Origin of the sequence: Neochlamydia sp. AcF84 (assembly GCF_011087585.1) — a bacterium.
GTDB lineage: Bacteria > Chlamydiota > Chlamydiia > Chlamydiales > Parachlamydiaceae > Neochlamydia.
Window position 1 is genome coordinate 13,734 of sequence record NZ_VJOT01000034.1, and the last position, 25,292, is coordinate 39,025.

At 39.9% G+C, this 25,292-nt stretch carries 20 protein-coding genes and 2 tRNA genes; 15 read left to right on the forward strand and 7 right to left on the reverse strand.

Going from position 1 to position 25,292, the window contains the following annotated elements:
- Positions 1-2: 2 nt before the first annotated feature.
- Together NEOC84_RS03075 and NEOC84_RS03080 are read right to left on the reverse strand one after the other, a co-directional pair.
- Positions 3-1,463, reverse strand: coding sequence for an ankyrin repeat domain-containing protein (locus tag NEOC84_RS03075; RefSeq protein ID WP_166155205.1), 1,461 nt, complete (start codon positions 1,461-1,463; stop codon positions 3-5).
- A 1,035-nt stretch (positions 1,464-2,498) separates the two neighbouring features.
- A complete protein-coding gene (locus NEOC84_RS03080) occupies positions 2,499-3,230 on the reverse strand; it encodes an ABC transporter ATP-binding protein (RefSeq protein ID WP_166155207.1) in 732 nt (243 codons plus the stop codon).
- A 363-nt stretch (positions 3,231-3,593) separates the two neighbouring features.
- Between NEOC84_RS03080 and NEOC84_RS03085 the strand changes: the two genes are divergently transcribed.
- The 3 genes from NEOC84_RS03085 to NEOC84_RS03095 are packed head-to-tail and all read left to right on the forward strand — an operon-like array spanning position 3,594 to position 7,234.
- Positions 3,594-4,862, forward strand: a complete 1,269-nt coding sequence (locus tag NEOC84_RS03085) for an aromatic amino acid transport family protein (RefSeq protein WP_347566630.1) — start codon at positions 3,594-3,596, stop codon at positions 4,860-4,862.
- 11 nt (positions 4,863-4,873) lie between these two features.
- The gene (locus tag NEOC84_RS03090) at positions 4,874-5,362 is read left to right on the forward strand and encodes a DUF2760 domain-containing protein (RefSeq protein WP_166155209.1); all 489 of its coding nucleotides are present in this window, start codon (positions 4,874-4,876) and stop codon (positions 5,360-5,362) included.
- A gap of 48 nt (positions 5,363-5,410) precedes the next feature.
- On the forward strand, positions 5,411-7,234 hold the full coding sequence (locus NEOC84_RS03095) for an Hsp70 family protein (protein ID WP_166155211.1): 1,824 nt from the start codon (positions 5,411-5,413) through the stop codon (positions 7,232-7,234).
- Positions 7,235-7,471: 237 nt separating this feature from the next.
- Here NEOC84_RS03095 and NEOC84_RS03100 read toward each other — a convergent pair whose 3' ends face one another.
- A complete protein-coding gene (locus tag NEOC84_RS03100; RefSeq protein WP_166155213.1) occupies positions 7,472-7,897 on the reverse strand; it encodes a SufE family protein in 426 nt (141 codons plus the stop codon).
- A 527-nt stretch (positions 7,898-8,424) separates the two neighbouring features.
- Here NEOC84_RS03100 and infA point away from each other — a divergent pair.
- The 12 genes from infA to rpoC all read left to right on the forward strand — a co-directional run bounded on the left by infA (position 8,425) and on the right by rpoC (position 21,608).
- On the forward strand, positions 8,425-8,643 hold the full coding sequence (infA, locus tag NEOC84_RS03105) for a translation initiation factor IF-1 (protein ID WP_039385545.1): 219 nt from the start codon (positions 8,425-8,427) through the stop codon (positions 8,641-8,643).
- 87 nt (positions 8,644-8,730) lie between these two features.
- Positions 8,731-8,802 (forward strand) — tRNA-Thr (locus NEOC84_RS03110).
- A gap of 54 nt (positions 8,803-8,856) precedes the next feature.
- Positions 8,857-10,041 carry an elongation factor Tu gene (tuf, locus tag NEOC84_RS03115; protein WP_166155215.1) on the forward strand — a complete coding sequence of 395 codons (1,185 nt, stop codon included), beginning with the start codon at positions 8,857-8,859 and terminating at the stop codon, positions 10,039-10,041.
- Positions 10,042-10,111: 70 nt separating this feature from the next.
- Positions 10,112-10,184 (forward strand) — tRNA-Trp (locus tag NEOC84_RS03120).
- A gap of 40 nt (positions 10,185-10,224) precedes the next feature.
- Positions 10,225-10,518: a preprotein translocase subunit SecE gene (gene secE, locus NEOC84_RS03125; RefSeq protein WP_166155217.1), complete on the forward strand. Its 294-nt coding sequence runs from the start codon at positions 10,225-10,227 to the stop codon at positions 10,516-10,518.
- A gap of 21 nt (positions 10,519-10,539) precedes the next feature.
- Positions 10,540-11,088, forward strand: a complete 549-nt coding sequence (gene nusG / locus NEOC84_RS03130) for a transcription termination/antitermination protein NusG (protein WP_039385542.1) — start codon at positions 10,540-10,542, stop codon at positions 11,086-11,088.
- A 162-nt stretch (positions 11,089-11,250) separates the two neighbouring features.
- Positions 11,251-11,679: a 50S ribosomal protein L11 gene (gene rplK, locus NEOC84_RS03135; protein ID WP_039385540.1), complete on the forward strand. Its 429-nt coding sequence runs from the start codon at positions 11,251-11,253 to the stop codon at positions 11,677-11,679.
- A 21-nt stretch (positions 11,680-11,700) separates the two neighbouring features.
- A complete protein-coding gene (rplA, locus tag NEOC84_RS03140; protein WP_166155219.1) occupies positions 11,701-12,399 on the forward strand; it encodes a 50S ribosomal protein L1 in 699 nt (232 codons plus the stop codon).
- A gap of 12 nt (positions 12,400-12,411) precedes the next feature.
- Complete coding sequence (gene rplJ, locus NEOC84_RS03145; protein WP_042244067.1) at positions 12,412-12,939, forward strand: 50S ribosomal protein L10; 528 nt, start codon at positions 12,412-12,414, stop codon at positions 12,937-12,939.
- A gap of 41 nt (positions 12,940-12,980) precedes the next feature.
- Positions 12,981-13,364, forward strand: a complete 384-nt coding sequence (rplL, locus tag NEOC84_RS03150; protein WP_039385535.1) for a 50S ribosomal protein L7/L12 — start codon at positions 12,981-12,983, stop codon at positions 13,362-13,364.
- A gap of 261 nt (positions 13,365-13,625) precedes the next feature.
- Complete coding sequence (gene rpoB / locus NEOC84_RS03155) at positions 13,626-17,387, forward strand: DNA-directed RNA polymerase subunit beta (RefSeq protein WP_166155273.1); 3,762 nt, start codon at positions 13,626-13,628, stop codon at positions 17,385-17,387.
- Between the two features lie 21 nt (positions 17,388-17,408).
- Positions 17,409-21,608, forward strand: a complete 4,200-nt coding sequence (rpoC, locus tag NEOC84_RS03160; RefSeq protein WP_166155221.1) for a DNA-directed RNA polymerase subunit beta' — start codon at positions 17,409-17,411, stop codon at positions 21,606-21,608.
- 823 nt (positions 21,609-22,431) lie between these two features.
- On the opposite strand, the gene tal is transcribed toward rpoC, so the two are convergent.
- The 4 genes from tal to NEOC84_RS03180 all read right to left on the reverse strand — a co-directional run bounded on the left by tal (position 22,432) and on the right by NEOC84_RS03180 (position 25,255).
- Positions 22,432-23,403 carry a transaldolase gene (gene tal / locus NEOC84_RS03165; RefSeq protein ID WP_166155223.1) on the reverse strand — a complete coding sequence of 324 codons (972 nt, stop codon included), beginning with the start codon at positions 23,401-23,403 and terminating at the stop codon, positions 22,432-22,434.
- Complete coding sequence (locus NEOC84_RS03170) at positions 23,396-23,782, reverse strand: hypothetical protein (RefSeq protein WP_166155225.1); 387 nt, start codon at positions 23,780-23,782, stop codon at positions 23,396-23,398. Before NEOC84_RS03170 ends, tal begins: the two co-directional genes overlap by 8 nt.
- 718 nt (positions 23,783-24,500) lie before the next feature.
- Positions 24,501-24,911, reverse strand: a complete 411-nt coding sequence (locus NEOC84_RS03175) for a hypothetical protein (protein ID WP_166155227.1) — start codon at positions 24,909-24,911, stop codon at positions 24,501-24,503.
- A gap of 107 nt (positions 24,912-25,018) precedes the next feature.
- A complete protein-coding gene (locus NEOC84_RS03180) occupies positions 25,019-25,255 on the reverse strand; it encodes a hypothetical protein (protein ID WP_166155229.1) in 237 nt (78 codons plus the stop codon).
- Positions 25,256-25,292 lie beyond the last annotated feature (37 nt).

Here is a 25,292-nt window from a genome sequence, read left to right on the forward strand (position 1 = left end):
TTTTAAAACCTTTCTGCATGGCGTCGGAACATCCATTTAAAACCATTGGAAAGATCTGTATCAATTCCTTTCTCTATTAAAACCTTTTCAACCTTATTGATACGGCTTTCCATTTTGGGATTTTTAGAGCATTCACCTATCTGAGACAATAGGTGGCAATAGGCACTAAGGCCTGTTTTACCCGTTTTATTAACGTGGGCTCCTCTTTCCAATAGGTATTCCACCATTTCAACATGACCCTGGCAAGCCGCGGCAATTAAGGGTGTCCAGCCTTCAGAGTCTTCTTCATTGATATTTACTCCCTCCATCAATAACTTTTCTACCACTGGAAAGTTATTGCTTTCTGCTGCTAAATGAAGAGATGTGGATTTTTCATTAGCTATATGCGTAGTTGTTAATCTATCTTCCAAAGCTTCTTTAATTTTTTGGTCTTTAGTTCTACACCACATCGAAGCGATTAAGTGGGGATCTATATTTTCTTGCTTTAGATAATCGATGAGTGTGGCAAAACGATCGGCTTGACTCCATTTTTTATATTTTATTTCTTCATTCTCTATCCCTTCTAAAATAAAGCTTCCGCGTAAAGCCATTTTGGCTAAAGACCAAGAACAGAATCCTCCTTTTTGAAGGGTAGTAGGGATATAATGGTCGTGAATAAGACCCAGTTCTTTATCCACACCTTTTTCAAAATATGTTCTTAATACGTTCGTGTTCAGTAACCTATGAATGTATTCAATATTAATCTTAGAAGGATCAGCTATTCTATAAACATGTAGCCCAGTAGGTAGGTCTGCATGAAGTCCTTTATTAAGCTTGATTAGCCGGTTGCCTTTAATGAGAAAACCATAAATGTGACAGGCTGTCATTAACTTAAATACCAAAGGCAATAAAATTGTTTTGCCTTGATGATAGGCTTCTAAAAGAATTTCTGGCATTATAGTGGGATCTTTTTCAACTTTTAAGATCATTTCAATAATCGGAAGAATCATCTCTTGCTCAGGAAGATCTAGATGCTGTTTAAGCGAATTATAAAGAGCTTGAAAGGTAATGCGATGATCAGAACCTTCTAACTCAAAAGACTGCCCATTTATTTGGCTTTTACCGACAATGCTAAATCGATGAGCTATAAGTTTAATAGAGCAGATGGAATCTAAGTTAGGATTATACTTATAAAGTATATCAAGAGCTTCTTGATTATCTGTGGCTTGGGCTATTCCCAATATAATCTGTAAGCTTTCTGAGAGCACAACTCCTTTAGCTTTGTATACATATAAATGCTTTTCTAAAGTGGTATTACAGCGTGCTAGAAGCAATTTAACCAGCCGGCCACATAGAGTACCCTCTACCATAGCGTAAAGTTCAGGATTTTGTAACTTCTTGTGGAGCTCGGGGGAAAGCGCAGACACGGGAATTTCAGGTGAAATCTTTGATAGAGGATGGGGAGAGAGATTTGGAACTTGCATGAGGTTAAGCCCTTTCTTTAATGTTTTATAAGGCTAATAGCAAAGCTTTCATTATTTAACAATCTAATCAATCCTAGGAAATATTGATGTTTTATTTTTAGCAAGAAGCTATAGCCAAGCGTTTATAGGCTATCCTTGCTTTCCAAGCTTTAATTCAAAAATTTATCCGCAGCTAACCATAAGCTATAGATCTATTAATTAAAACAAGAAAATATTATTTTAGTTTGATTTTTATATAAAATATTACTTTTTTTGATTTTTTATCTATTAGAGAGTTGGATAACTATAATGCTTAATAAAGTTAGCAGAGGCATATTCTATGCGGGCTAATACTCAAGATTGCTTACTATTCGTCTATCCTAGTTAGATATGCATCTGTAGATGCACTAAAAAGCTTGGGCAAGAACGTAAAGAAGTTAAACCATACCCTTCCCTAACAGATATAGCCTTTGATTTTTGTAAGATGAAGCTTGATGAGGAAGGAGAATGCAAAATCTGTTAGTTTTAGAAAGACAAGCGGAGAATTTGAAGGAAGATCTACTTAAGCATGTGTCCAAATCCATAGAAGATTATTTTGAGGGATTTGACAAAGAGCAATAAAGCGGATGATTTAATAACGAACTGGATGATCTTTTAAGTTGCCAAAGCGCCTAAAAGTTCCTTATAGGCAGAAAGCTTATGATAGATAAGCTTGCTACCCATCCTCTATTCAAAGCATAAATCCCTTAGTACCTCCACGAGGGGAAGGAACCTGCAGCCTAAAAACTGACAAGACCTGGCTGGAGAAAAAGAAATAGTGCGTGGAAAGTTATTTAGAGCTTGGGAGGGAATTTTTTCTTTAGGAAAGGGCTTATCAGTAAGCAGAACTATAGCGTAAGTTTTTGTTTAGGAATAAGATAAAAAAATTGGAATACCTAAAGGGCTAGGGGTGCTAACTTAGTAGCATAAGGCTGCGCCTTAAACAAACGAGCTGCTAGATTATTTACCTAGCAAGGCCATTTAAGGGAGGAAAATTAGAAGATCCTACTTATCAGCTTAATTTATCAAATTGAAGAGGGCCTGCCGGATTTCCTCTGAAAGGGTTGCATAGTGGAGTGGATCATGCCGCACGTTATTTTCTATTTTCCATATCTTATAAATAATTCCATCATGCAGCAATAAAATACGGTCTGCCAGATAAATAGCATCACGAAAGTCATGGGTATTCATTAAAATGGTACAATTCAATTTCTCTTTAAGTTTACGTAATAGTTCATAGATCTGCTCACGAAGTACTACATCTAGCTTGTTAAAAGGCTCGTCCAGCAGCAGGAGAGGGCGTTGTTGCAAAAGAGCACGGGCGAGAGAAACCCGTTGGCGCATTCCTCCAGAAAGTTGCTCAGGATATAGATTAGCACTTTCTTGGAGGCCCATTTCTGAGAGCAAGCTTAATGCTTTTTGCTGGAGGGATAAGCTAGAAGAAGGCTTTTTCCCTAATTCTGTAGGCAGGAGTAAGTTTTCTAGAATTGTTCTCCAAGGAAGCAACAGATCTTCTTGCGCCATAAAAGCAATGGATTCTGCAGGGTAACCTGTGGCCATGCTAATCACCCCTTTTTCAGTCGGTAATAGGCCTGCAAGGAGTTTAAAGAGAGTCGTTTTCCCTGATCCTGACCATCCTACTAAAGAGATGACTTCGTTAGGTGATATATCTAACGAAAGATTTTTTAATATCTTTTTTTCTCCGAAAGAAAAAGAGAGGTTTTGAATTTTTAATAAGAAGGTTGGCATATTCACTCTTTAAGTCTTTTTTATTTTAATAAAAGAGGGGATTGAATGAAACAAAAGCTTAAAGATGGATAGACTGCCTTTCAAGGACCTTGAACAAATAGATGAGTTGCTGGATGGATGTCGCTATTATAACAAGCTTTATTGAAAAGCTTAGAAAATTTTTTACTTCAATCTTCTTTGATGTCTTGAAAGTATCTTCCTGGAAAGGAAAAAAGTAGAGAGCTTGGCTAGCTTTTAAGAGGGCAAAAGATAAACTGCATTGCATAGCACCCTACTATTAGTTCTGTAGCTGTTTCCTCTTGATGACTATCACTAAATTATCTATGATCATCTCACTAATTTTAAAATTTATTAAGGAGAGTTGTGGAAAAAAGTCTCGTTCCTTCTAAAGGAACCGTTTTGTCAGCTATGTTTCTTGTAGCGGGTTGTTGTATTGGTGGAGGAATGCTTGCTTTACCTGTTGCCACAGGTGTGAATGGCTTTATACCTTCTTTAGTGGTCATGGTTATCTGTTGGATAATGATGACAATTACAGGTCTACTTTTATTGGAAGTTAGCCTGTGGATGGAAGAAGGTGTCCATGTTGATACCATGACACACCGTCTTTTAGGAAATATGGGACGTGGGATTAGCTGGATTCTTTATCTCTTTATTTGTTATGCCTCGCTTGTTGCCTATACAGCAGCAGGAGGCCATCAATTAGCTATAGCTTTCGACAGCGTTTTCAATCTTCCCTTGACTAAAGAGCTAGGGTGTACGATTTATATCTTAACTTTTGGGCTCGTTCTCTATTTAGGGAGTGCTATTGTAGGCCGAGTCAATGCAATTTTATTTATGGCAATGCTTGCTTCCTATGTAGCCTTAATTAGCATAGGGATGCCCGAAGTACAAGTTACTTATTTGAAATATAGTCATTGGACAGGTTTTCTATTAGCTATTCCTTTAATGTTGGCCTCTTTTAGCTATCAAACAATGGTGCCAAGTTTGACTCCTTATTTAAAAAAGAACTTAAAGAGCTTACGTTTAGCAATTATTGGAGGGACTTCTATTACCTTTATAGTATATGCTTTATGGCAATGTATGATGTTGGGGATTGTTCCCGTAGAAGGGACCCATGGCTTGGCTCAAGCCTTGATTGATGGTAAGCCTGCCACTCTTTTTTTAAATGAACATGTGCACGGAAAGTATGTAGCAAGTATTGCTCATTTTTTTGCTTTTTTTGCCGTTGTCACTTCTTTTTTAGGGATTGCTTTAGGGCTATTTGATTTCCTTTCCGATGGATTAAAAATTAAAAAGATAGGAATAGGGAATGTAATATTAGGCATCTTAATCATCGTGCCTACACTTGTTTTTGCTACTCAATTTGAAAGAGTGTTTGTAGTCGCTCTAGATTCTTCGGGCGGTTATGGAGATACAATCTTAAATGGCTTTATTCCTGTTTTAATGGTTTGGATAGGCCGATATTCTAAAGGATATCCCGCTTATTTTCGTGTGCCTGGAGGAAAATTACTGCTAAGTCTAGTATTTGTATTTTTTCTTCTATGTTTATTGCTTGAGATTTTTGTACATACCGGCTATTTATCCTCCGTGTATGAAGCCTATGAACTTATCGAAAAAAGAATCGACATTTAGGAGAAACTACCATGAATTTTTTATTAGCTATAAAAGCATTTATTAAAGCTTGGAAGGAGCCCACTAAGGCTTTGGCTTTTCTAGATGATTCGGTGAAAAATTTAGAAAGCCCCAAGCAAGACTATTCACATTTGCGCTTGCTCGCTTTATTGCAGCAGTCAGGGCGGCTTATTGATTTCTTAAAAGAGGATATTCATGCTTTTACTGATGCTCAAGTAGGCGCGGCTGTACGCCAAATTCATCAAGAATGTAGTAAGAACTTGGAAGAACTGGTAACCATACGTCCTATCATGCTAGAAAAAGAGGGAGCAATGATTACAGTACCCAAAGGATATGATACTGCAGCTATAAAAGTATCAGGCCAAGTTAGGGGAGAGCCTCCCTATATAGGAACTATTGTTCACCAAGGCTGGAAAGCTCATAAACGATCTTTGCCGATGAAAATGGCAGAACAAGCCTCCGAAATTATTTGTCCTGCAGAAATTGAAGTTAAAGGATAATTAAAAAAATATTTTTTCTCTCTATATTGTATATAAGGTATTTTAATCATGGTCTCTTCTAGCCATTATATTATCGGTATTGATCTTGGAACGACTAATTGCACTTTAGCTTATACGCAAGTTGATGATAATAACCCCGTTATTCATCAATTTTCTATTCCCCAGGTCATGGAGGCTACAACCTTAGGTGAGAGCAAGGCTCTTCCCTCTTTTTTATACTTTCCCTTATCAGAGGAGCTTTCTGCAATTCCTCTAGAGTTAGCAGATTTTTTTAGCTCTAACAAATGTGTAGGATCGTATGCTCGTCATAGAGGAGCTGAGCTGCCTACTCGGCTCATCTCGTCAGCAAAATCCTGGCTTTGTCATCCTAGCATTAATCCCCATGACCCCCTTCTTCCTCCAGATTTTGATGAAGAGAGCTTGAAAATAAGTCCCTTGCAGGCTTGTTCGGAATTATTGCGGCACATGCGCTTAGCATGGGAAAAAAATATGCCGCAAGTTCCATTTAAAGAGCAGCAGGTCTTAATTACGGTTCCTGCCTCTTTTGACCCGCGAGCCCGCCAACTTGTCGAAGAAGCTGCAGCTTTAGCGGAATATCCCGCTATTATTCTTCTAGAAGAACCTCAGGCAGCCTTCTATGCATGGCTACATAGACATGCCCAAGATTGGCGTAAAATCCTTAAAGTGGGAGATCATATTTTAGTAGTAGATATTGGGGGAGGAACTACCGATTTTAGTGTCATCTCCGTAATTGATCAAGAGGGAGAGGTAGGGTTAAAACGCATTGCCGTAGGATCCCATTTATTACTGGGTGGAGACAATATAGATCTAGCGTTAGCTTACCTTGCAAAATCTAAATTAGAAGAGCAAGGCCATTCTATTGATGAATGGCAACTTAAAGCTTTAACACATGCTTGCCGACAAGCAAAGGAACAGCTGTTTGCATTAGCACCCTCTCAGCAAGTGGACATCACTATTATGGGAAGAGGACGTAAATTAATAGCCAATTCTTTAAAAACATCTATAACCTTGCCTGAAGCCCAAGAATTAATTCTGCAAGGCTTTATGCCTATAGTAAATCCCGAAGAACGTGCTCATCATGAAAAGCGTTTAGGCTTGCAGCAGATTGGCTTGCCTTATGCGCAAGATGCGCGTATAACCTGCCAATTAGCTAAATTTTTGTCTATGACCGGTGAAAGTGAAAGCCCAAGCATGGATAATTTTCTAATGCCTACCGCTGTCCTCTTTAACGGGGGAACCATGAAAGCAGAAGCGTTTTGCCAAAGAGTAGTAGAGCAACTTAATTATTGGGCTACAAAAATGCATAGAGAAACGGTAAAGGTATTGGCAGACGGCGATCTGGATTACGCTGTGAGCTATGGAGCTGTTAGCTATGGACTTGCTTGTCGAGGGCACGCCATAAGGATTAAAAGCGGTACAAGTCGCAGCTTTTATGTGGGCGTAGAAGAGGCTACCTTAGCAGTGCCCGGTCTTACGCCGTCTCTTAAAGCTGTGTGTGTAGTACCTTTTGGCATGGAGGAAGGCTCAGAACAAGATTTACCGGGGCAAGAATTTGCCCTCGTAGTAGGACAGCCAGCTACCTTTCGCTTTTTTAGCCATGCGACTAAAACATTGTCGAATGGTATAGAACCTGCAGTAGGAACCCTAGTTAAAAATTGGAAACAGGAGCTGACCGAGTTACCTAGCATAGAAGCATGCCTAGATCGTATGGAAGGAGATGGAAAAGTGATCAATGTTAAGTTAAAGTCTCGGATGACAGAATTGGGTGTACTGGAGCTATGGTGTGTATCAGCAGATGGGCGTCAATGGAAGCTAGAATTTGAAACGCGTAAGGAAATAAATCCGTCTTAATGAAGGAGTTAGCTGCTAGCCAATAAAAAATGGTGGAAACTTTTCTTTAAGTGGCCTAAAGTTTGGTTTTTTTTATCCTGTCTTATAAAAGCGCCTGGTATTTTATTTTTTACGCTTTTCTTCTTATAGATAACTTAAAACTGGCCCCATCCGTAAAATTGCAAAAGCCATGTACGAAGCGGGCAGAGGATTAAGTTTAAGAAAATTTAATATTTAGATCGGCGGGCAATAAGCTATTTACTTAGCTGTTAATAATCTGAGGGCGTCTTGCTTCATGCGTAGATGTACACTATAGAGGCCGTTGGCACGGCTAGGTGTTAAGCTAGCGCGAATACCCAACTCTTCTAAGAATGTCGGTGCACAGGTTAAAATAGATTCTGGTGTTTCTCCATTATAGACATAAATAAGAAGAGCTGCTAGCCCGGCAGAAATTAAAGCTTCAGACTCCACTTTAAAATAGACATTTCCCTCTTTTAAAAAAGAGTGTAAATACATGACACTTTGGCAGCCTTTAACGATATTCTCAGGGGTCTTAAGATGCATTTCCAGCTTTGTTAATGTTCGCCCCATTTCCATGATCTTTTTGTATTTAGACTCTTCATTAGGGCAAGCTGCAAAAAGAGCTTTTAATTCATTTTGTTTTCTTTCAAAGGTGGGTGACATAAGGAAATCTATCAAATTCAGTATACAGCTCTAATATCTACTTTATCTTAAAGCTAAAAATATTTAGGGAATAGCAAACTTAACCACGCTTAAATAAACTGCAACTAGTAAGTGTTTGCAAAAAATGAAATTTTTAATTTACAGCTCTTTATCTTTTTAATAAAGAGCCTGCGTTAAGTGGTTGATTATCCCGAGGAAATAATAGCTCTCCTATCGTTTATTTGCCATATTAAATTTTTCTTTGGCTTGTATGTTTCTTAGGGGTAAGCAAAGAGAAGTACAATCAAAAATTCTTAAAAAAAATGCAGACGCTGCGCCTTTTTAAGATAAATATAAAAATCATCCTTGCAAGGGTGGTGTAATATAGCAGAAAAAGTAGTAGGAGGTTAGCTAAGCGATATTCCCCCAAAGTAAAATAATTTTCATGGATTTAACATTTATGCTTGACATTTAACAGATTTGTGTTAATTTATTCTACACTAAATAAATCGTTTCTATTTCTTCAAAGACATAAACCCCAATATAGCATGGCAAAAGAAGATACTATTAAATTGGACGGCACTGTAGAAGAGCTGCTTCCAAATATGACCTTTAGAGTGTCCTTACAAAATGGCTTAAAGGTTATAGCCCATCTATGTGGAAAAATGCGAATGAAAAATATTCGTGTTTTGGTAGGAGATGTGGTGACTGTAGAGATGTCTCCTTATGATTTAACGAAAGCTCGGATAATTTTCCGCCAACGTTAAGAATATGGAAGATCCTAATAATTGTTGATCTTTTATATAAAAAAAGCTAAACTTTTATGCTTTTGAGTTTGCAGACAAAAATTGCTTGCCCAGATAGCTCAGTGGTAGAGCACTTGCATGGTAAGCAAGCGGTCGAAGGTTCAATTCCTTTTCTGGGCAAAAAAGAAAAAATAAATATATTAACGTCCTTACTGGAGTTTAACGGAGGATATAATGGCAAAACAATCATTTCAACGTAATAAGCCTCACGTAAACGTGGGCACTATTGGCCACGTCGACCATGGCAAAACAACTTTAACAGCCGCTATAACAAAAGTATTGGCTGAAGCAGGCGGAGCAACTTTTAGAGACTATGCTTCGATCGATAATACACCTGAAGAAAAAGCACGTGGTATCACTATCAACTCCACTCACGTGGAATATGAAACTGATGCTCGCCACTATGCACACGTTGACTGCCCCGGTCACGCTGATTATGTAAAAAACATGATTACAGGTGCGGCACAAATGGATGGTGCTATACTTGTGGTAGCTGCCACGGATGGTGCTATGCCTCAAACTCGCGAGCACATCCTATTAGCTCGTCAGATGCAAGTTCCTGCGATCGTAGTGTTCCTTAACAAAGTAGATATGCTAGGTGAAAGCGATCAAGAGTTGCTTGACTTGGTGGAATTAGAATTGCATGAGTTACTCGAATCCAAAGGCTATAAAGATGTACCTATTGTTAGAGGATCTGCTTTAAAAGCTCTCGAGGGAGATGAAAAATATGTGGAAGCAGTTAAGCTTTTAATGCGCACTGTTGATCAGCAAATTCCTACACCCACACGAGAAATCGATAAGCCTTTCTTAATGCCTGTTGAAGATGTATTCTCAATTTCTGGACGTGGTACAGTAGCTACTGGCCGTGTGGAGCGAGGAATAGTCAAATTAAACGATAAGTTGCAGTTAGTCGGGTTAGGTGAAACACGTGACACTGTAGCGACAGGGGTAGAGATGTTCAACAAGTCGATGGATGAAGCACGTGCCGGTGAAAACGTCGGTCTTCTTCTTCGTGGTCTTGAAAAGACTGATATCGAGCGCGGAATGGTGTTGGCAGCTCCCGGTACTTGCACTCCTCATACTGAATTCAAAGCGCCTGTATATGTCTTGACTAAAGAAGAAGGTGGTCGTAAGAAGCCTTTCTTTACAGGTTATCGTCCTCAATTTTACTTCCGTACGACAGACGTAACCGGTACTATTGAATTGCCAGCAGGCGTAGAAATGGTTATGCCTGGTGATAACGTGGAGATTATTGTTAAATTAATTGCTCCAGTAGCCATGGAAAAAGGTATGCGTTTTGCTATTCGTGAAGGCGGACATACTATCGGTGCTGGTACAGTATCAGAGATTATCAAGTAAGTGTTAATGTAAGTGTGTAGAGAAACAGGTGGGTAGCCTACAATTTTCTACACACTTAACTTAATGATGAGGGTGTGTAGCTCAGCTGGTAGAGCAGCGGTCTCCAAAGCCGCCGGTCGGGGGTTCGAATCCCTCCGCACTCGTAATGAAGTAATCACAATGAGAGTAGGTTGGAGGTAAAATATGGTAGTCGAAGCAAAATTAATGGAAGCGAAGAAAAAACAACAGCCTACCCTTAATGCCTCTAAAAATAAAGAAACTGTGGCGGCTAATAAAAAAATACAAGTAGCTGACTTTGTTAGCGAAATTAAAGCTGAGCTTAAACGTATTAACTGGACGAATCCTGAAGAATTAAAAACTTATACTCTTATTGTGGTCGGTGCCACATTTTTTTGTGGAATGGGTATATATTTTATGGATTTACTCATTCAAGCGTGCCTTTGGTTTTTAGAGTCGGCTTTGCGTTTAGTAGTTTAAGATTAATAACGGCGGTGGTTAATGCACAAATGGTATGTCGTACAGGTTTTCTCTACACATGAAAAAAAAGTCAAGAAAGCATTAGAGGAGCACCGAGACCTCAAAGGCATGAGCGAGCTTATCGAAAAAATTTTGCTGCCCATTGAAAATGTTTCTGAGGTCAAAAAAGGACAACAGAAAATTATAGAAAGACGTTTATGGCCGGGCTATCTCCTTGTAAAAATGACTCTAACAGATGAGTCTTGGCATTATGTTAAGCAGACTGCCGGAGTCATTGAGTTTTTAGGTGGAGATAAGCCTACAGCTTTATCTGATGCTGAGGTTGAAGAAATTCTTAGAGATCTAGAAGATAAAAAACAAAAAGTTACTCAACGCCACAAGTTTGAAATAGGCGACAAAGTTAAAATTATAGATGGTGTATTCGTTAACTTTATTGGAACGGTTTCTGAGGTCTTCCATGATAAAGGCCGTTTGAGCGTATTGGTTTCTATTTTTGGGCGTGATACACGGGTGGATGATCTAGAATTTGTACAAGTGGAAGAAATTAACGAAGAAGCAGAATCAAGCTAGAGATCATGAGGAGACGGCGCTTTAAATAGCACTACCTTGAAGATTTCAATTAAGATAATATATAATGAGTGTGACAAAAAACTCAGCTTTGATGCTTTAGCTGCTTCAGACCCCTGCCTCGGGGTGTCACATGTTAAGATGAATGGTGGATAGAAGGAAATTATGGCAAAAAAAGTTGTTAAAATTATTAAGTTGCAAATTCCAGCAGGGAAAGCTAATCCAGCTCCACCTATTGGTCCAGCACTCGGTTCTGCCGGTGTAAATATTATGGCATTTTGCAAGGAATATAATGCTAAAACTCAGGCGATGGCAGGAGATATTTTGCCCGTCGTCATCACTGTGTATGCTGATAAAAGCTTCACATTTATTACAAAAAAGCCCCCTGTAGCAGAACTATTGAAAAAAGCAACAGGTGTAGCAAAAGGGTCGGCCGTACCTAATCGAGACAAAGTGGGCAAAATTACTAAGGCGCAAGCGTTAAAAGTGGCTGAAGAAAAAATTCAAGACATGAATGCGCGCGATTTAGAAGCTGCTACACATATCGTTCTAGGGACAGCACGTTCCATGGGCTTAGAGTTAGTCGCTGAATAAACTTATAAACAAAAAGAGAATATGGGTCGCCAAAGCAAAAGAATTCGGGAGGCAGCAAAACTAGTGGATGTTACTAAAACATACACAGTTAAAGAAGCTGTCGAAATTTTAAAGAAATGTCCGCCTGTTAAATTTGATCAGACGCTTGACGTGGCTTTAAAAATGGGCGTGGACCCTCGTAGAACGGATCAACATGTCCGCGGAACTGTATCACTACCGAATGGTACAGGAAAAACGATTTCAATACTCGTTTTTGCCAGAGGTGAAAAGGTTAAAGAAGCCTTAGCAGCTGGAGCCGACTACGCAGGTGACGACGAACTTTTAGAAAAAGTTAGCGGGGGATGGAGCGGCTTTGATGCCGTTATTGCCACCCCAGATATGATGCGCGAAGTAGGTAAGTTAGGTAAAGTTCTTGGCCCTCGAGGACTCATGCCAACACCCAAAGCTGGAACCGTAACCACTGATATCGTTAAAGCTATTCATGAGCTCAAAGCCGGTAAAATTGAGTTCAAAGTGGATCGCCATGGAATGATTAACAATGGATTGGGTAAGCTATCTTTTGCGCATGATAAACTTGAAGAAAACATAATGGCATTTTTGCATGCTGTGCAGAAGTCCAAACCAGCTGCAGCGAAGGGACAATTTATGAAGTCTGCGTACCTTTCCTCTACGATGGGGCCCGGCTTAAAAATCGACCTGCGTGCAATTGAGCAAGCTTAAAGGAGTTATTTTATGAGAGAAGAAAAGCAGCTCCTTTTAGATGAAGTACAAGATCATATTCAGAAAAATGATTCTTTTTTGATCATGCGCTACAGAGGCTTTACAGCTAATAAAGCTAACGAATTTCGTGGCGACCTAGCTAAGCAGGGTGGCTTCATTGAAGTTGTGCGTAAGCGTATTTTAGTGAAAGCAGCTAAAGCAGCAGGGCTTGATATAGATATAGACTCACTAGAAGGGCATATAGGAATTGTTTTGGCAGGGCATGAGCCGCTTGATACAGCAAAGTATGTATACAAGTTTAGCCAGGACAATGGCAAAGTTGTTGAAGTGATTGGTGGCCGTTTTGAAGGCCAACTGTACAATGCAGCTGAAATGGAGGCCTTAGCTAAGCTGCCCAATAAAGATGAAATGCGTGCGCAGCTACTTGGCGTTCTTCAAGCACCGATGTCTGAGACATTGGCAGTCATGGATGCAGTGTTGTCAAGCGTGGTTTACTGTTTGGACAATAAATGTAAGCAAGCCGGCGAAGATAATAATTAACCCATTAACATAAAGTTTTTAGAAATTAAAGAGGTAGTACTGTGAGTAAAAAAACAGAAGATTTAGTCAATACACTCAGCGAATTGAGCGTATTAGAGATGTCTGAGTTGAAAACTATGCTTGAAGATAAGTGGGGCGTTAAGGCCGCTGCTGCTGCTGTGGCAGTTGCTGCACCTGCAGCTGCTGCGCCTGCTGCTCCAGAAGCAACTGATTTTCAAGTGACTTTGGTTGAATCCCCAGCTGATAAAAAAATCGGTGTCATTAAGGTTGTACGCGAGATTACAGGTCTTGGCTTAAAAGAAGCTAAAGAGCTCGTAGACGGTGCTCCAAAAGTGGTCAAAGAAACAGCCCCCAAGGCAGAAGCTGAAGATATTAAGAAGAAGCTAGAAACTGCAGGTGCTAAGGTTACACTCAAAGGACTCTAAGAAAGTTTTTTTGAGTTTTATCACCCAGGTAGTGAAATTAATATTTCCCTACCTGGGCTCATCTATTTTTAAGTTTGGCTTTTTGGTATAGAATTAAAAATGTAAATTAGGAATTGATATTTTGGTTCTTGAAAAATATAGTCGATATATCCGTCCTTTAGGGTTAGTGGTAGATACTATTAGTAAATATCAGTCTATCTTTAATTCTACACCTATCATCCAAACAATTAAGTTAAGTTACACAGGGAGACCTTCAGAATGTTGAAAAGGCCGCCGCAACGCATGAGTTTTATCAATAAAAAAGAAATTATTGATCTTCCGAACCTTATTGAAATCCAAATAAAATCTTACAATCAGTTTCTTCAAGCTAATAAGTTCGCCGATGAGCGCGAAAATATCGGTTTGCAGGAGGTGTTTAGCGAGCTGTTTCCTATTAAGTCTTATGACGAAAAGACTATCTTAGAATACATCTCTTATAGCCTTGGTGTACCTAAGTATACTCCCGAGGAGTGTATTCGCCGAGGAATTTCTTATAACGTCACGTTAAAGGTTAAGTTTCGGCTAACAGACGAGACGGGCATCAAGGAAGAAGAAGTGTACATGGGCACTATCCCTGTCATGACTGATAAAGGTACCTTTATTATTAATGGTGCTGAGCGTGTGGTCGTTTCTCAGTTGCATCGCTCTCCTGGGATTAGCTTTGAGCAGGAGCGGCATACAAGAGGAAATGTTATCTATTCCTTCCGCATTATTCCTTATAGGGGAAGCTGGCTAGAAGGCGCATTTGATAGCAATGATCTTATCCATATTTACATCGATCGTAAGAAAAGACGTCGTAAAATTTTGGCAACAACTTTTATCCGTGCTCTGGGATACTCGACTAATGCCGATATTATTGAAGAGTTTTTTAGTACCCGCAAAGTTAAGATTAAAAACGAAAAAGAATTCGTGAAATATGTAGGTAAAATCCTTGCCCAAGACGTTATCGATGAAGATAGTGGCTTAATATTTGGTAAAGCAGCAGAAAAATTAACGACAGCCATGTTAAAACGCATGATAGACGCAGGTATTGAAGTCATTCGTATTGCTGAAGACGCCGATGAAACAAGCCCTATCATTAAAATGCTAGCAAAGGATCCTACTGATTCCTATGAATCCGCTCTAAAAGATTTTTATCGCAAAATTCGTCCTGGTGAACCTGCTACTTTATCGAACGCCCGTTCTGCTATTATGCGTTTATTCTTTGATCCCAAGCGCTATAATTTAGGTCGTGTAGGTCGTTATAAGCTTAATTCAAAATTGGGCCTGGAACTTACCGACGAGCAACTTCAAACCGTCACTTTGACGAAAGAAGATGTCATTGGTGCTTTAAAATATTTAATTCGTCTTAAGCAAGGTCGCGATGATGTTAATATTGATGATATTGACCATTTAGGTAATCGTCGCGTGCGTTCTGTAGGTGAGTTAATTCAAAATCAATGCCGTATTGGCTTGGCTCGCATGGAGAAAATTATTCGAGAAAGAATGAATCTTTTTGATTTGTCTTCGGATACCTTGACTCCCGGTAAAATTGTTTCCGCTAAAGGTCTTTCGGGTGTGCTTAAAGACTTCTTTGGTCGCTCACAATTGTCTCAGTTTATGGATCAAACTAACCCCATTGCTGAGCTTACCCATAAACGTCGTCTTTCTTCGCTTGGACCTGGCGGCCTGAATCGAGATCGCGCTGGCTTTGAAGTGCGTGACGTTCATACAAGCCACTATGGAAGAATTTGCCCAATTGAAACTCCTGAAGGCCCAAATATTGGTCTGATTACCTCTTTATCTTCTTTTGCTAAGATCAATGAGTTTGGTTTTATTGAAACACCTTATCTAATTGTGCGCAATGGCATAGTCACCGAAGAGATCGAGTACATGACTGCAGATCAAGAAGAGCGCTGTGTAATTGCCCAGGCTTCTGCTACCCTGGATGAACACAATATGTTTGCTGATTCAATCGTATGGGCACGTTATCGCAGTGAACCGTTAGAAATTGAATCATCCAAAGTTACGCATATGGATGTTTCGCCCAAACAATTAGTCTCTATTGTGACAGGATTAATTCCTTTTCTTGAACATGACGATGCTAACCGAGCTTTGATGGGCTCTAACATGCAACGTCAAGGTGTACCTTTGTTAAAACCTGAAGCGCCTTTAGTAGGAACAGGATTAGAAGCAAGAGCTGCAAGGGATTCTGGCGCCGTAGTAGTAGCGCAAGAAGAAGGGGTTGTGGAATATGTAGATGGTACAAAAATTGTTATTTCTCCTTTAGATAATCGTATGGAGAAAAAAGTTTATCTGTTGAAGAAATTTTTACGTTCGAACTCCGGTACCTGTATTAATCAGCAACCGCTTGTAGAAGTAGGGGATAAAATAAAAGCCGGCGATGTAATTGCCGACGGACCTGCCACAGATAAAGGTGAAGCTGCGCTTGGGCGTAACGTACTGGTAGCCTTTATGCCTTGGTTTGGCTATAACTTTGAAGATGCCATTATCATTTCCGAAAAATTATTACGCGAGGATGCTTTCACTTCAATTTATATTGAAGAGTTTGAATTAACAGCTCGCGATACGAAATTGGGCAAGGAAGAGATTACACGCGACATTCCTAATGTATCAGAAGAGGCTTTACTTAATTTAGGGGATGATGGTATTATACGCATAGGTGCTGAAGTAAAGCCAGGCGATATTCTCGTTGGTAAAATTACACCTAAATCTGAAACTGAACTTGCTCCCGAAGAAAGATTACTACGCGCAATTTTTGGCGAGAAAGCGGCTGATGTAAAAGACGCTTCATTAACAGTGCCTCCTGGCACTGAAGGCGTAGTCATGGATGTGAAGGTCTTCAGCAGACGAGACCGTTTATCTAAAACCGATGATGAGTTGGTGGAAGAAGCTTCTCGCTTGAAAGATATTCAAAAAGAATACAAAGCTAAGCTTCATGAAATTCGTATAGAAAGGCGCGAACGTCTAGGTGCCTTGCTGTTAAATGAAATGTCTCCAGGTACTATTGTTCATCGCAAGACTGCGGAAGTTATTCTTGAAGAAGGTGCTTTAATCAATCAAGAGATGATTGAAGCAATTGAAAAAGAAAACATTGAAGATCTTCTCACGCCTGATAATGAGCTTTTCCAAACGCTTAAGCAAATTCTGCATGATTACACCATTGCTATGCAAACTCTGGACACTCAGTATAAAACTGAGGTGGAGCACATGAGGAAGGGTGATACTGATTTAGACCCCGGTATTATACGCCAAGTAAAAGTTTACGTAGCTTCTAAGCGTAAATTACAAGTGGGAGATAAAATGGCAGGCCGCCACGGTAACAAAGGGGTGGTCTCAAGAATCGTGCGGGAAGCTGATATGCCTTATATGGAAGATGGCCGGCCTATTGAAGTCATCCTCAATCCTCTTGGGGTGCCTTCTCGTATGAACATGGGCCAGCTTTTCGAAACTCACTTAGGTTTTGCGGCTCGTGCTGCAGGAATCTGGGTGCAAAGTCCTGTTTTCGAAGGTTTTCCAGAAGAAAAAATCTGGGAGATGATGAAAGCCCAAGGAATGCCAGGAGATGGGAAATTTTATCTCTACGACGGATGTACAGGCGAACGTTTTGATAACTCCGTAGTCGTAGGTTACATTTATATCTTAAAGCTATCTCACTTGGTGGCTGATAAAATTCACGCACGCGCCGTAGGACCTTATTCATTGGTTACTCAACAGCCGTTGGGTGGTAAGGCGCAAATGGGAGGACAGCGCTTTGGTGAGATGGAAGTTTGGGCGGCTGAAGCTTATGGTGCAGCACATGTGTTACAAGAGTTACTTACGGTTAAATCGGATGACGTGTCGGGACGTACAAGTATATACGAATCGATTGTTAAAGGTGATAATTTGCTCAAAGCAGGAACACCCGAATCCTTTAACGTTTTGATAAAAGAGATGCAAGGCTTAGGCCTTGATGTTCGCACAGAATCCGTGGTAACTGAATAGATTTATTAAGAGGATACAAGCATGACAGACAATCAAAGAGATGAGCAGCAATTTGATAAGCTCACGATCAAAATTGCATCTGATGACATCATCAGAAATCAATGGTCGCGTGGAGAAATTAAAAAGCCTGAGACGATCAATTATCGAACTTTTAAGCCAGAAAAAGGCGGCTTGTTTTGTGAAAAGATTTTCGGCCCTACACGCGATTGGGAATGCGCTTGCGGAAAATATAAAAAAATCAAGCATAAAGGGATTGTTTGCGATCGCTGTGGTGTCGAAGTCACTCTCTCCAAAGTACGCCGTGAAAGAATGGCCCATATCGAATTAGCTGTGCCCGTTGTGCATATTTGGTTTTTTAAAACTATGCCTTCGCGTATTGGAAATGTTTTGGGTATGTCTTCGACCGATCTAGAGAGGGTCATTTATTATGAAGAGTATGTAGTTACAGATCCAGGTAACACAGACCTTGAGAAAAAACAATTGCTTAACGATGTCGAATACCGAGAAGCGCAAGAAAAATATGGCCGAGATTCTTTTAAAGCTAAAATGGGTGCTGAAGCTGTCACCGATTTGCTGGCTACAGAGGATTTACAGTCTGTTTTAGTTGAGCTGAAAGAAAAGTTGCGTAAAACTAAATCCATGCAAGCGCGCATGAAGCTAGCTAAGCGTCTTAAAATTGTAGAAAGCTTTGTTTCCTCTACTAATAAGCCGGAGTGGATGGTCATGGCATGTGTACCTGTCATTCCACCTGATTTAAGACCCCTCGTTCCTTTAGATGGTGGTAGATTTGCTACCTCTGATCTTAACGATCTTTACCGCCGCGTAATCAATCGCAATAATCGTCTTAAAGCTATTCTTAAGCTCAAAACCCCTGAAGTGATTATCCGCAACGAAAAACGTATGTTGCAAGAAGCTGTAGATGCTTTATTTGATAATGGCCGCCATGGACATCCAGTTATGGGAGCTGGTAACCGCCCTCTTAAGTCTTTATCAGAAATGCTTAAAGGTAAACAAGGGCGTTTCCGCCAAAACCTTTTGGGTAAAAGGGTTGACTACTCAGGACGCTCAGTAATTATTGTCGGTCCAGAGCTAAAATTTAACCAATGCGGTCTACCGAAGCTAATGGCTCTTGAGCTATTCGAGCCCTTTATTGTAAAACGCTTGAAAGATTTGGGCTATGTTTATACCATACGCTCAGCTAAAAAAATGATCCAACGTCATGCTCCTGAGGTGTGGGACGTCCTGGAAGATATCATTAAAGGGCATCCTGTTCTACTCAACCGGGCACCTACTTTGCACCGCCTAGGTATTCAAGCTTTCGAGCCTGTACTCATTGAAGGGAAAGCTATCCGCATTCATCCTCTAGTGTGCGCTGCCTTTAACGCTGACTTTGACGGGGACCAGATGGCAGTTTATGTGCCTTTATCTATCGAAGCACAATTGGAAGCTAAGCTTTTGATGATGGCTCCTGATAACATTTTCTTGCCCTCCTCAGGTAAGCCTGTAGCTGTTCCTTCGCAAGATATGACCCTTGGCCTTTATTATCTGATGCATGATCCTCTTTATTTCCCTGAAGAGCATGGACAGAAAATACGTGTTTTCCGCGATGCCCAGGAAGTGCTGATGGCTTTACATGCTGGTGGAAGTTATAACTGGTATGAATATGAAAAGGGTGGCAAGCGTATAGATGATGAAGCCACAAATAAAGTGCATTACAGCCGTGGCGTACGTATTCATGAGTTAATCAAAGTTAGAACAGAAGCAGGTATTATTGAAACTACACCTGGACGGGTGCTTTTCAATATGATTGTACCTAAAGAAATGGGTTTTCAAAATTACAGCTTGCCTAAGAAAAAGATGTCAGAGCTAGTCATGGATTGTTATAAAAAAGCTGGGTTGGAAGCCACAGTACGTTTTCTTGACAATCTAAAATCTTTAGGTTTTTCTGAAGCTACCAAAGCAGCTTTATCGATGGGAGTATGTGATGTACGCATTCCTGAGATTAAAGGCAAAATTTTGCAAGAAGCGCATGAGCGTGTAGCCCAAGTTAAAAAGCAATATGAAGAAGGGATTATTACCGATGGGGAGCGACACTCTAAGACTATCAGTATTTGGACAGAAGTCTCTGAACAGGTTTCTGAAGAGCTATTTAAACTTGTAGGAGAAGTCAAAGAATCCAAACGTAATCCTTTATATATGATGTTAGATTCCGGCGCACGTGGTAACAAGTCACAGATTAGGCAGTTAGGTGCATTGCGGGGCTTGATGGCAAAGCCGTCAGGCGCAATTATCGAATCGCCTATTACCTCTAACTTCCGCGAAGGATTAACGGTTCTTGAATATTCGATCTCTTCTCACGGTGCCCGTAAAGGTCTGGCAGATACAGCTTTAAAAACTGCTGACTCCGGCTATCTTACGCGTCGTTTAGTTGATGTGGCCCAAGATGTGATCATTACCGAAGAAGATTGCGGAACTTTAAATGGTATTGAAGTATCAGCGATTAAGCAAGGGCAAGAGGAATTATTGCCTTTAAAAGATCGTATTTTTGGCCGTACTGTCTCTGATGAAATTTATCTGCCCGGCGATAGTACAAAATTACTGGCTAAAGCAGGCGATGTCTTGACTATTCAACAAGCCGAGGCTATTGATGACTCAGGTATTGAACATATTAGGATTCGTTCGGTGTTAACCTGCGAAACGCGCCGAGGAGTATGCTCCAAGTGCTATGGTCTTAACTTGGCAAATGGGCGGACTGTTGGTCAAGGTGAAGCGGTAGGTATTATTGCTGCCCAGTCTATTGGTGAACCTGGTACACAGCTGACAATGCGTACTTTCCACTTAGGTGGTATTGCCTCAGCAAGCGTAAGCCCTGAGATTATTACCGAACAAGAAGGAATAGTGATCTACACAGATCTTCGTGTCGTACAAAATGATGAAGGATTGTGGATTGCATTGAACAAAAATGGGTCCTTAAACATTGTACGAGATGAAGGACGCACGATTGAAGAGTATAAAAAATTACTTAGCACAAAATCGATCGAAGCTCTTCAAACTTTCACGGTAGAATTGGGTACGAAAATTTTAGTGCCCGATGGATCAAAAGTGAAATTAGGTAAGAAAATTGCTGAATGGGAGCAACACAATATTCCCATTATTTGCGATCGTCCGGGCTACGTTAAATACGAAGATCTTGTGGAGGGTATCTCGACAGAACGAGATGTTAATAAGCAAACGGGCCAGACAGAATTGGTTGTCAAGCAGCACCGTGGTGAACTTCATCCTCAAATTGTAATCTATGCTGATAAGGAATGTACAGAACTTGTAGGCACTTATCCTATTCCTTCGGGAGCCATTATTTCAGTAGCTGAAGGGCAATATTCTAGTGGTGGTAAGCTTCTTGCTAGATTGCCTCGTGGAGCCTTGAAAACAAAAGATATTACAGGAGGTCTTCCTCGTGTGGCTGAGCTCTTTGAAGCTCGTAAGCCGAAAGACTCTGCGGAAATAGCTAAAATTGATGGGGTGGTAGATTTTCGTGGTGTACAAAAGAACAAGCGAATAGTCGTAGTACGTGATGAAGTATCAGGAATGGAAGAAGAACATCTCATTTCTCATACTAAGCACTTAATCGTTCAGCGTGGCGACCATGTTATTAAAGGTCAACAGCTGACTGATGGTATCGTCATCCCTCATGAAATCCTGGAAGTGTGTGGGGTACGGGAACTACAGAAATATCTTGTGAATCAAGTACAAGAGGTTTATCGCCTCCAGGGTGTGGATATCAATGATAAACACATTGAGATTATCGTACGTCAGATGCTCAAAAAAGTGCGTGTGCTGGATCCAGGCGATACCAGTATGTTGTTCGGTGAAGAGATAGACAAACGAGAATTTGAGCAAGAAAATAATAAGGTGATTAAAGAAGGCGGTAAAGCGGGACAAGGAGTTCCTGTCCTGTTGGGTATCACGAAAGCTTCATTGAGCACCGAATCCTTTATTTCAGCTGCTTCTTTCCAAGATACTACCCGTGTATTGACAGAAGCTGCTTGTGCAGGTAAGACTGACTATTTGATGGGCTTTAAAGAAAACGTCATCATGGGACATATCATCCCCGGCGGGACAGGCTTTGCCTATCATAAGCGAGTTAAAAAGTTTGTCGACAAAGAGCACGAGGAAGAGCTGTTGTTTGACTTTGAAGATGAACCTGTAGAAGTTTCTGTGTAAAATAATAGAGCTTCTACTTCTACTGCTCTTAAAAAAGGGAGCAATTCGCTACCCTTTGCCAAGCGTATTAACTATCCATCAAAGATAAACTCTTGATGGATGGTTTTTTTATTTAGCAAGAAGCTAAAAAGCTTATCTTTCTTTCTAGCTGGCCTTAATACTACGAAAGTCTAGATAGCTCCATTTTTTAAAGTCATAGTTACTAGGTCTAATTTAAAAAGGGTGGCCCGAAGAGTATGGGCTTTTCCCCAATCCCTTAAAGTTTATCCTAAGCTATTCTTAATCATACCCTTTTAAATAGCTTTATACGCTGCTAAAGAGTTTGGAAAGTTGGCGTTAATAGCAATGAGAGATTAAAAAGCTGATTTTTTAATAAAGAGCTTAAGCCTTTTTAAGCACAATTTTATAACTTTTAAAGAAGCTACCATCTGCATCACCAAAAAAGTAATCAACCTTTTTCCAGGCTGGCTCTACCCGTAAAAACAAGCTTTTTACTAAGTATATGATGACATAAAGAACTGCTCGAAGGCATATTATTTTCAATTTTGTAGACGCTAACAAAACTTTTTAAAGTTTTTTAAGCAAATTTTTTTTTGCTGTTCCTTTGCCTTGTTGCTCTTAACCAGGTTTATCGTTTTGCAACTACTCTTTTAATCCAGGAAAGTTGTGGGGAAAGATAGACAAGAAAAGATAGAAAACAGAGAGAAAAATAAGCTTTACCAATCTATGGAAAGCTTATAGGTAGAAAGCTTATAAATTTTTTAGATAGACTTTGAAAAGACTTTAAGCTTCCTACCTCGATTGGCTAGTATGAGTAGCTACCTTAGAAAGATAAGTTGTAGCTATCAGCCATATATTGTTCGAGTTTAACCGAATCTTCAGCAAATTTGCGTATACCTTCAGCTAATTTTTCTGTAGCCATCGCATTGTCATTTAACATTAAACGGAAGCTTTTCTCATCTAGATTAATTTTCTCTAAGTTCAAATGACGAGCTTGATCAGCATTAAGCTTACGAGGAACAGGGCCTTGAGTATTTTTAAGCTTTTCTAAAAGGGAAGGGGCTATTGTTAGCAGATCACAGCCGGCAAGTTCAAGAATTTCATCGACATTGCGGAAGCTTGCACCCATCACTTGCGTTTTGTATCCAAATTTCTTCAAGTAGTTGTAAATTTGGGTAACGGATTGCACACCTGGATCTTCTGAAGGGGCATAACCACTTGCATTTTCATTCTTTTTATACCAGTCCAAAATGCGCCCTACAAAGGGAGAAATAAGAGTAGCCTTAACGTCCGCACAAGCTATGGCTTGTGGTAAGCTGAATAATAGAGTCATATTACAATGAATGCCTTCATTTTCAAGTTCTTGTGCTGCTCGTGTGCTTTCCCATGTAGAAGCTAATTTGATAAGCACGCGTTCCTTGTTGATTCCTGCCTCTTCATATAATTTTATAAGAGTATGCGCTTTACGAATGCTCTCATCCCTATCAAATGAAAGACGCGCATCCACTTCCGTTGAAACTCGTCCGGGAACAAGTCGTAAGATTTCTATTCCAAAGTTAACGAATAACTTGTCCATCATTAAAGTACGCATTTCTTTAGAATTGGCAGCTTTCTTTTTAGCGTATTGGACAGCATCATCAAGCAAATGTTTATATTGCGATTGTTGGGTAGCAGCCAAAATTAAGGAGGGATTAGTGGTAGCATCTGTAGGGGTGAACTTTTTTATAGTATCAATGTCGCCCGTATCTACCACGATAGTAGTTATTTGTTTAAGCTGTTCAAGTTGACTAGACATGATAAGTTTCCTTTTCTAAGGGAGTATCTTTAAGAGGTTCTATACGAAATCGGATGCTAACAGGTTGATCACCTATTAGCAAGTCTAAACTAGAAGTAAAACGCGTAAGTAGCAATTTATAAGGAATTTTGACATGTTTATCTAGAAGATCAATCCCTACTACCGTATTGCCTAAAATCTCTTCCGAATCGATAATTTGACGGCACAGTAAAGCGAATTTTTTAAGTTGCCTAATCAGTGTTTCATCATGGAAAACATATTTTTTATAGCAGCTGGAGCATTGGATGCAATGGCTAAGCTGATCGAGTTCAAAGATCGAAAATGAGACTTGTTGCTTACATTGTTGGCAATCAAACTGAAGAATATGTCCTTTTTGCATAGTTGTTCCTTTTTTTTCACGATTTTACAGCTTACCTAGGAATAGAGCAAACTTTTTTAGTCATTTTGCGGGGTTAAACTAGAAATACTTGCTAAGATTATTTAAATTAGCTAGGTAGAGTTTGAAAGTGAGCAAACTTACAGAAATTGTGAAACTTTTGCTATAATAATTTAGGGAAAGAAGGATTATCAAAATGCTATTTGTGCTTTCGATAAAATTAGGCGTCTCGCGAGCAAAGGCATACTTTATAAAGCCTTTGTAGCTCCCTTTGAAACCATAGATTTTTAATGATCTGTATGGTTAAAAAATATAAAAGGTGTCCTCAGTTTATGAACGAGTATATCCATTCTTAAGTTATCCTCAGTTGTTCGAAAGAGTTAGGTAAAAAACCTCTACCGAAGAGCTGATAATCGATACAAGCAAGCAAATTTTAAAAAAGTTTCCTGAGTGAGGTATAAGCTAATCGAGGTAATCATTGTGTTTAAAGAAACTGCGTTTGTACGATCCTACAGGGATGAGCTCTTTGTGAAAGCTGGCTTTTTCATGATAAACAGGCTTATATTAAGACGATGATTACATGCCGAGCTATTTTTAAAAGTCTCTCATTTGGGGGATAAGCTTAGCGATTGTAAGCTATCTCCTCTGCTCCTCTTAAAATTTTTTAAGAGGGAATAAGATCCTAAAAGAAGAAGTGGGGTAAAAGGCGGATGATTGGTGGTCAATAAGTTAGCTTGCTGTAATGGGCTGTAAAATGCTCGTGGGTAAGTAGGGTCGATCGATTAGATACCACTATTGTTACTTTTTTATGGTCAAGAAGCGAGGAGATGATTAATGAACAGGCATTTTCAGGTAACAAAATACGCTGGTTACCTTGGAGAAGAAAGGCCGAATAGTAGTGTTCTTGCTCATCCACATGAATAGCGACGGGAAGAGTAGCGTGTCCAGCGAGGTCTTTTCTTTCAGTTTGAAACTCTAAGCCTTTAGCATTAAGGTAGATTAACTGTTCTCGAGAGGTTTTAATGATCTCCACTTCTACTTCAGAAAGTGCATTCTCAGCAGGAAGGTATAAACGCGAGCCTGTGAATTTGCGGTAGGATGCTTTATTGCATTTAAGCTTCCACTGTCTCATAGATGTTGAACAGGAGGAGAGTATAACAAGCAAGAAAAGGGCTAGATGAGCCCCTTTCTTTGTAATCTTTTTGCATGGTTGTAGCATCTCATGCATTACATTGTGAATTAATGAGCGTGGCCGTGTCCATGTCCGTGGCTTCTATTCTGTACCGCTACAGCAATAATAGCAACAGCTGCAATGGTTCCAAGTGCAATCGCTGGTGCTAAGCTATGGGCTTGGCGAGATTCTTCATAGCAAATTCCACCTACATTGCTAACATATTCTTGAGCACTAATATCTACAGTGGAACCGCATATCGCTAACAGAGTTGTCAAAGCAATCATCTTTTTGAATTTTTTCATGTTTACGTACTCCTTTGGTACCTTGTGTTGGTGTTAA

Coding starts and splice junctions, on each gene's coding strand:
- nusG (WP_039385542.1), top strand. CDS start 10,540: ATGCACAAATGGTATGTCGTACAGGTTTTCTCTACACATGAAAAAAAA.
- NEOC84_RS03170 (WP_166155225.1), bottom strand. CDS start 23,782: ATGCAAAAAGGACATATTCTTCAGTTTGATTGCCAACAATGTAAGCAA.
- rpoC (WP_166155221.1), top strand. CDS start 17,409: ATGACAGACAATCAAAGAGATGAGCAGCAATTTGATAAGCTCACGATC.
- tuf (WP_166155215.1), top strand. CDS start 8,857: ATGGCAAAACAATCATTTCAACGTAATAAGCCTCACGTAAACGTGGGC.
- NEOC84_RS03175 (WP_166155227.1), bottom strand. CDS start 24,911: ATGAGACAGTGGAAGCTTAAATGCAATAAAGCATCCTACCGCAAATTC.
- NEOC84_RS03080 (WP_166155207.1), bottom strand. CDS start 3,230: ATGCCAACCTTCTTATTAAAAATTCAAAACCTCTCTTTTTCTTTCGGA.
- NEOC84_RS03090 (WP_166155209.1), top strand. CDS start 4,874: ATGAATTTTTTATTAGCTATAAAAGCATTTATTAAAGCTTGGAAGGAG.
- NEOC84_RS03100 (WP_166155213.1), bottom strand. CDS start 7,897: ATGTCACCCACCTTTGAAAGAAAACAAAATGAATTAAAAGCTCTTTTT.
- NEOC84_RS03075 (WP_166155205.1), bottom strand. CDS start 1,463: ATGCAAGTTCCAAATCTCTCTCCCCATCCTCTATCAAAGATTTCACCT.
- rplJ (WP_042244067.1), top strand. CDS start 12,412: ATGAGAGAAGAAAAGCAGCTCCTTTTAGATGAAGTACAAGATCATATT.
- NEOC84_RS03180 (WP_166155229.1), bottom strand. CDS start 25,255: ATGAAAAAATTCAAAAAGATGATTGCTTTGACAACTCTGTTAGCGATA.
- NEOC84_RS03095 (WP_166155211.1), top strand. CDS start 5,411: ATGGTCTCTTCTAGCCATTATATTATCGGTATTGATCTTGGAACGACT.
- rplA (WP_166155219.1), top strand. CDS start 11,701: ATGGGTCGCCAAAGCAAAAGAATTCGGGAGGCAGCAAAACTAGTGGAT.
- rplK (WP_039385540.1), top strand. CDS start 11,251: ATGGCAAAAAAAGTTGTTAAAATTATTAAGTTGCAAATTCCAGCAGGG.
- infA (WP_039385545.1), top strand. CDS start 8,425: ATGGCAAAAGAAGATACTATTAAATTGGACGGCACTGTAGAAGAGCTG.
- secE (WP_166155217.1), top strand. CDS start 10,225: ATGGTAGTCGAAGCAAAATTAATGGAAGCGAAGAAAAAACAACAGCCT.
- tal (WP_166155223.1), bottom strand. CDS start 23,403: ATGTCTAGTCAACTTGAACAGCTTAAACAAATAACTACTATCGTGGTA.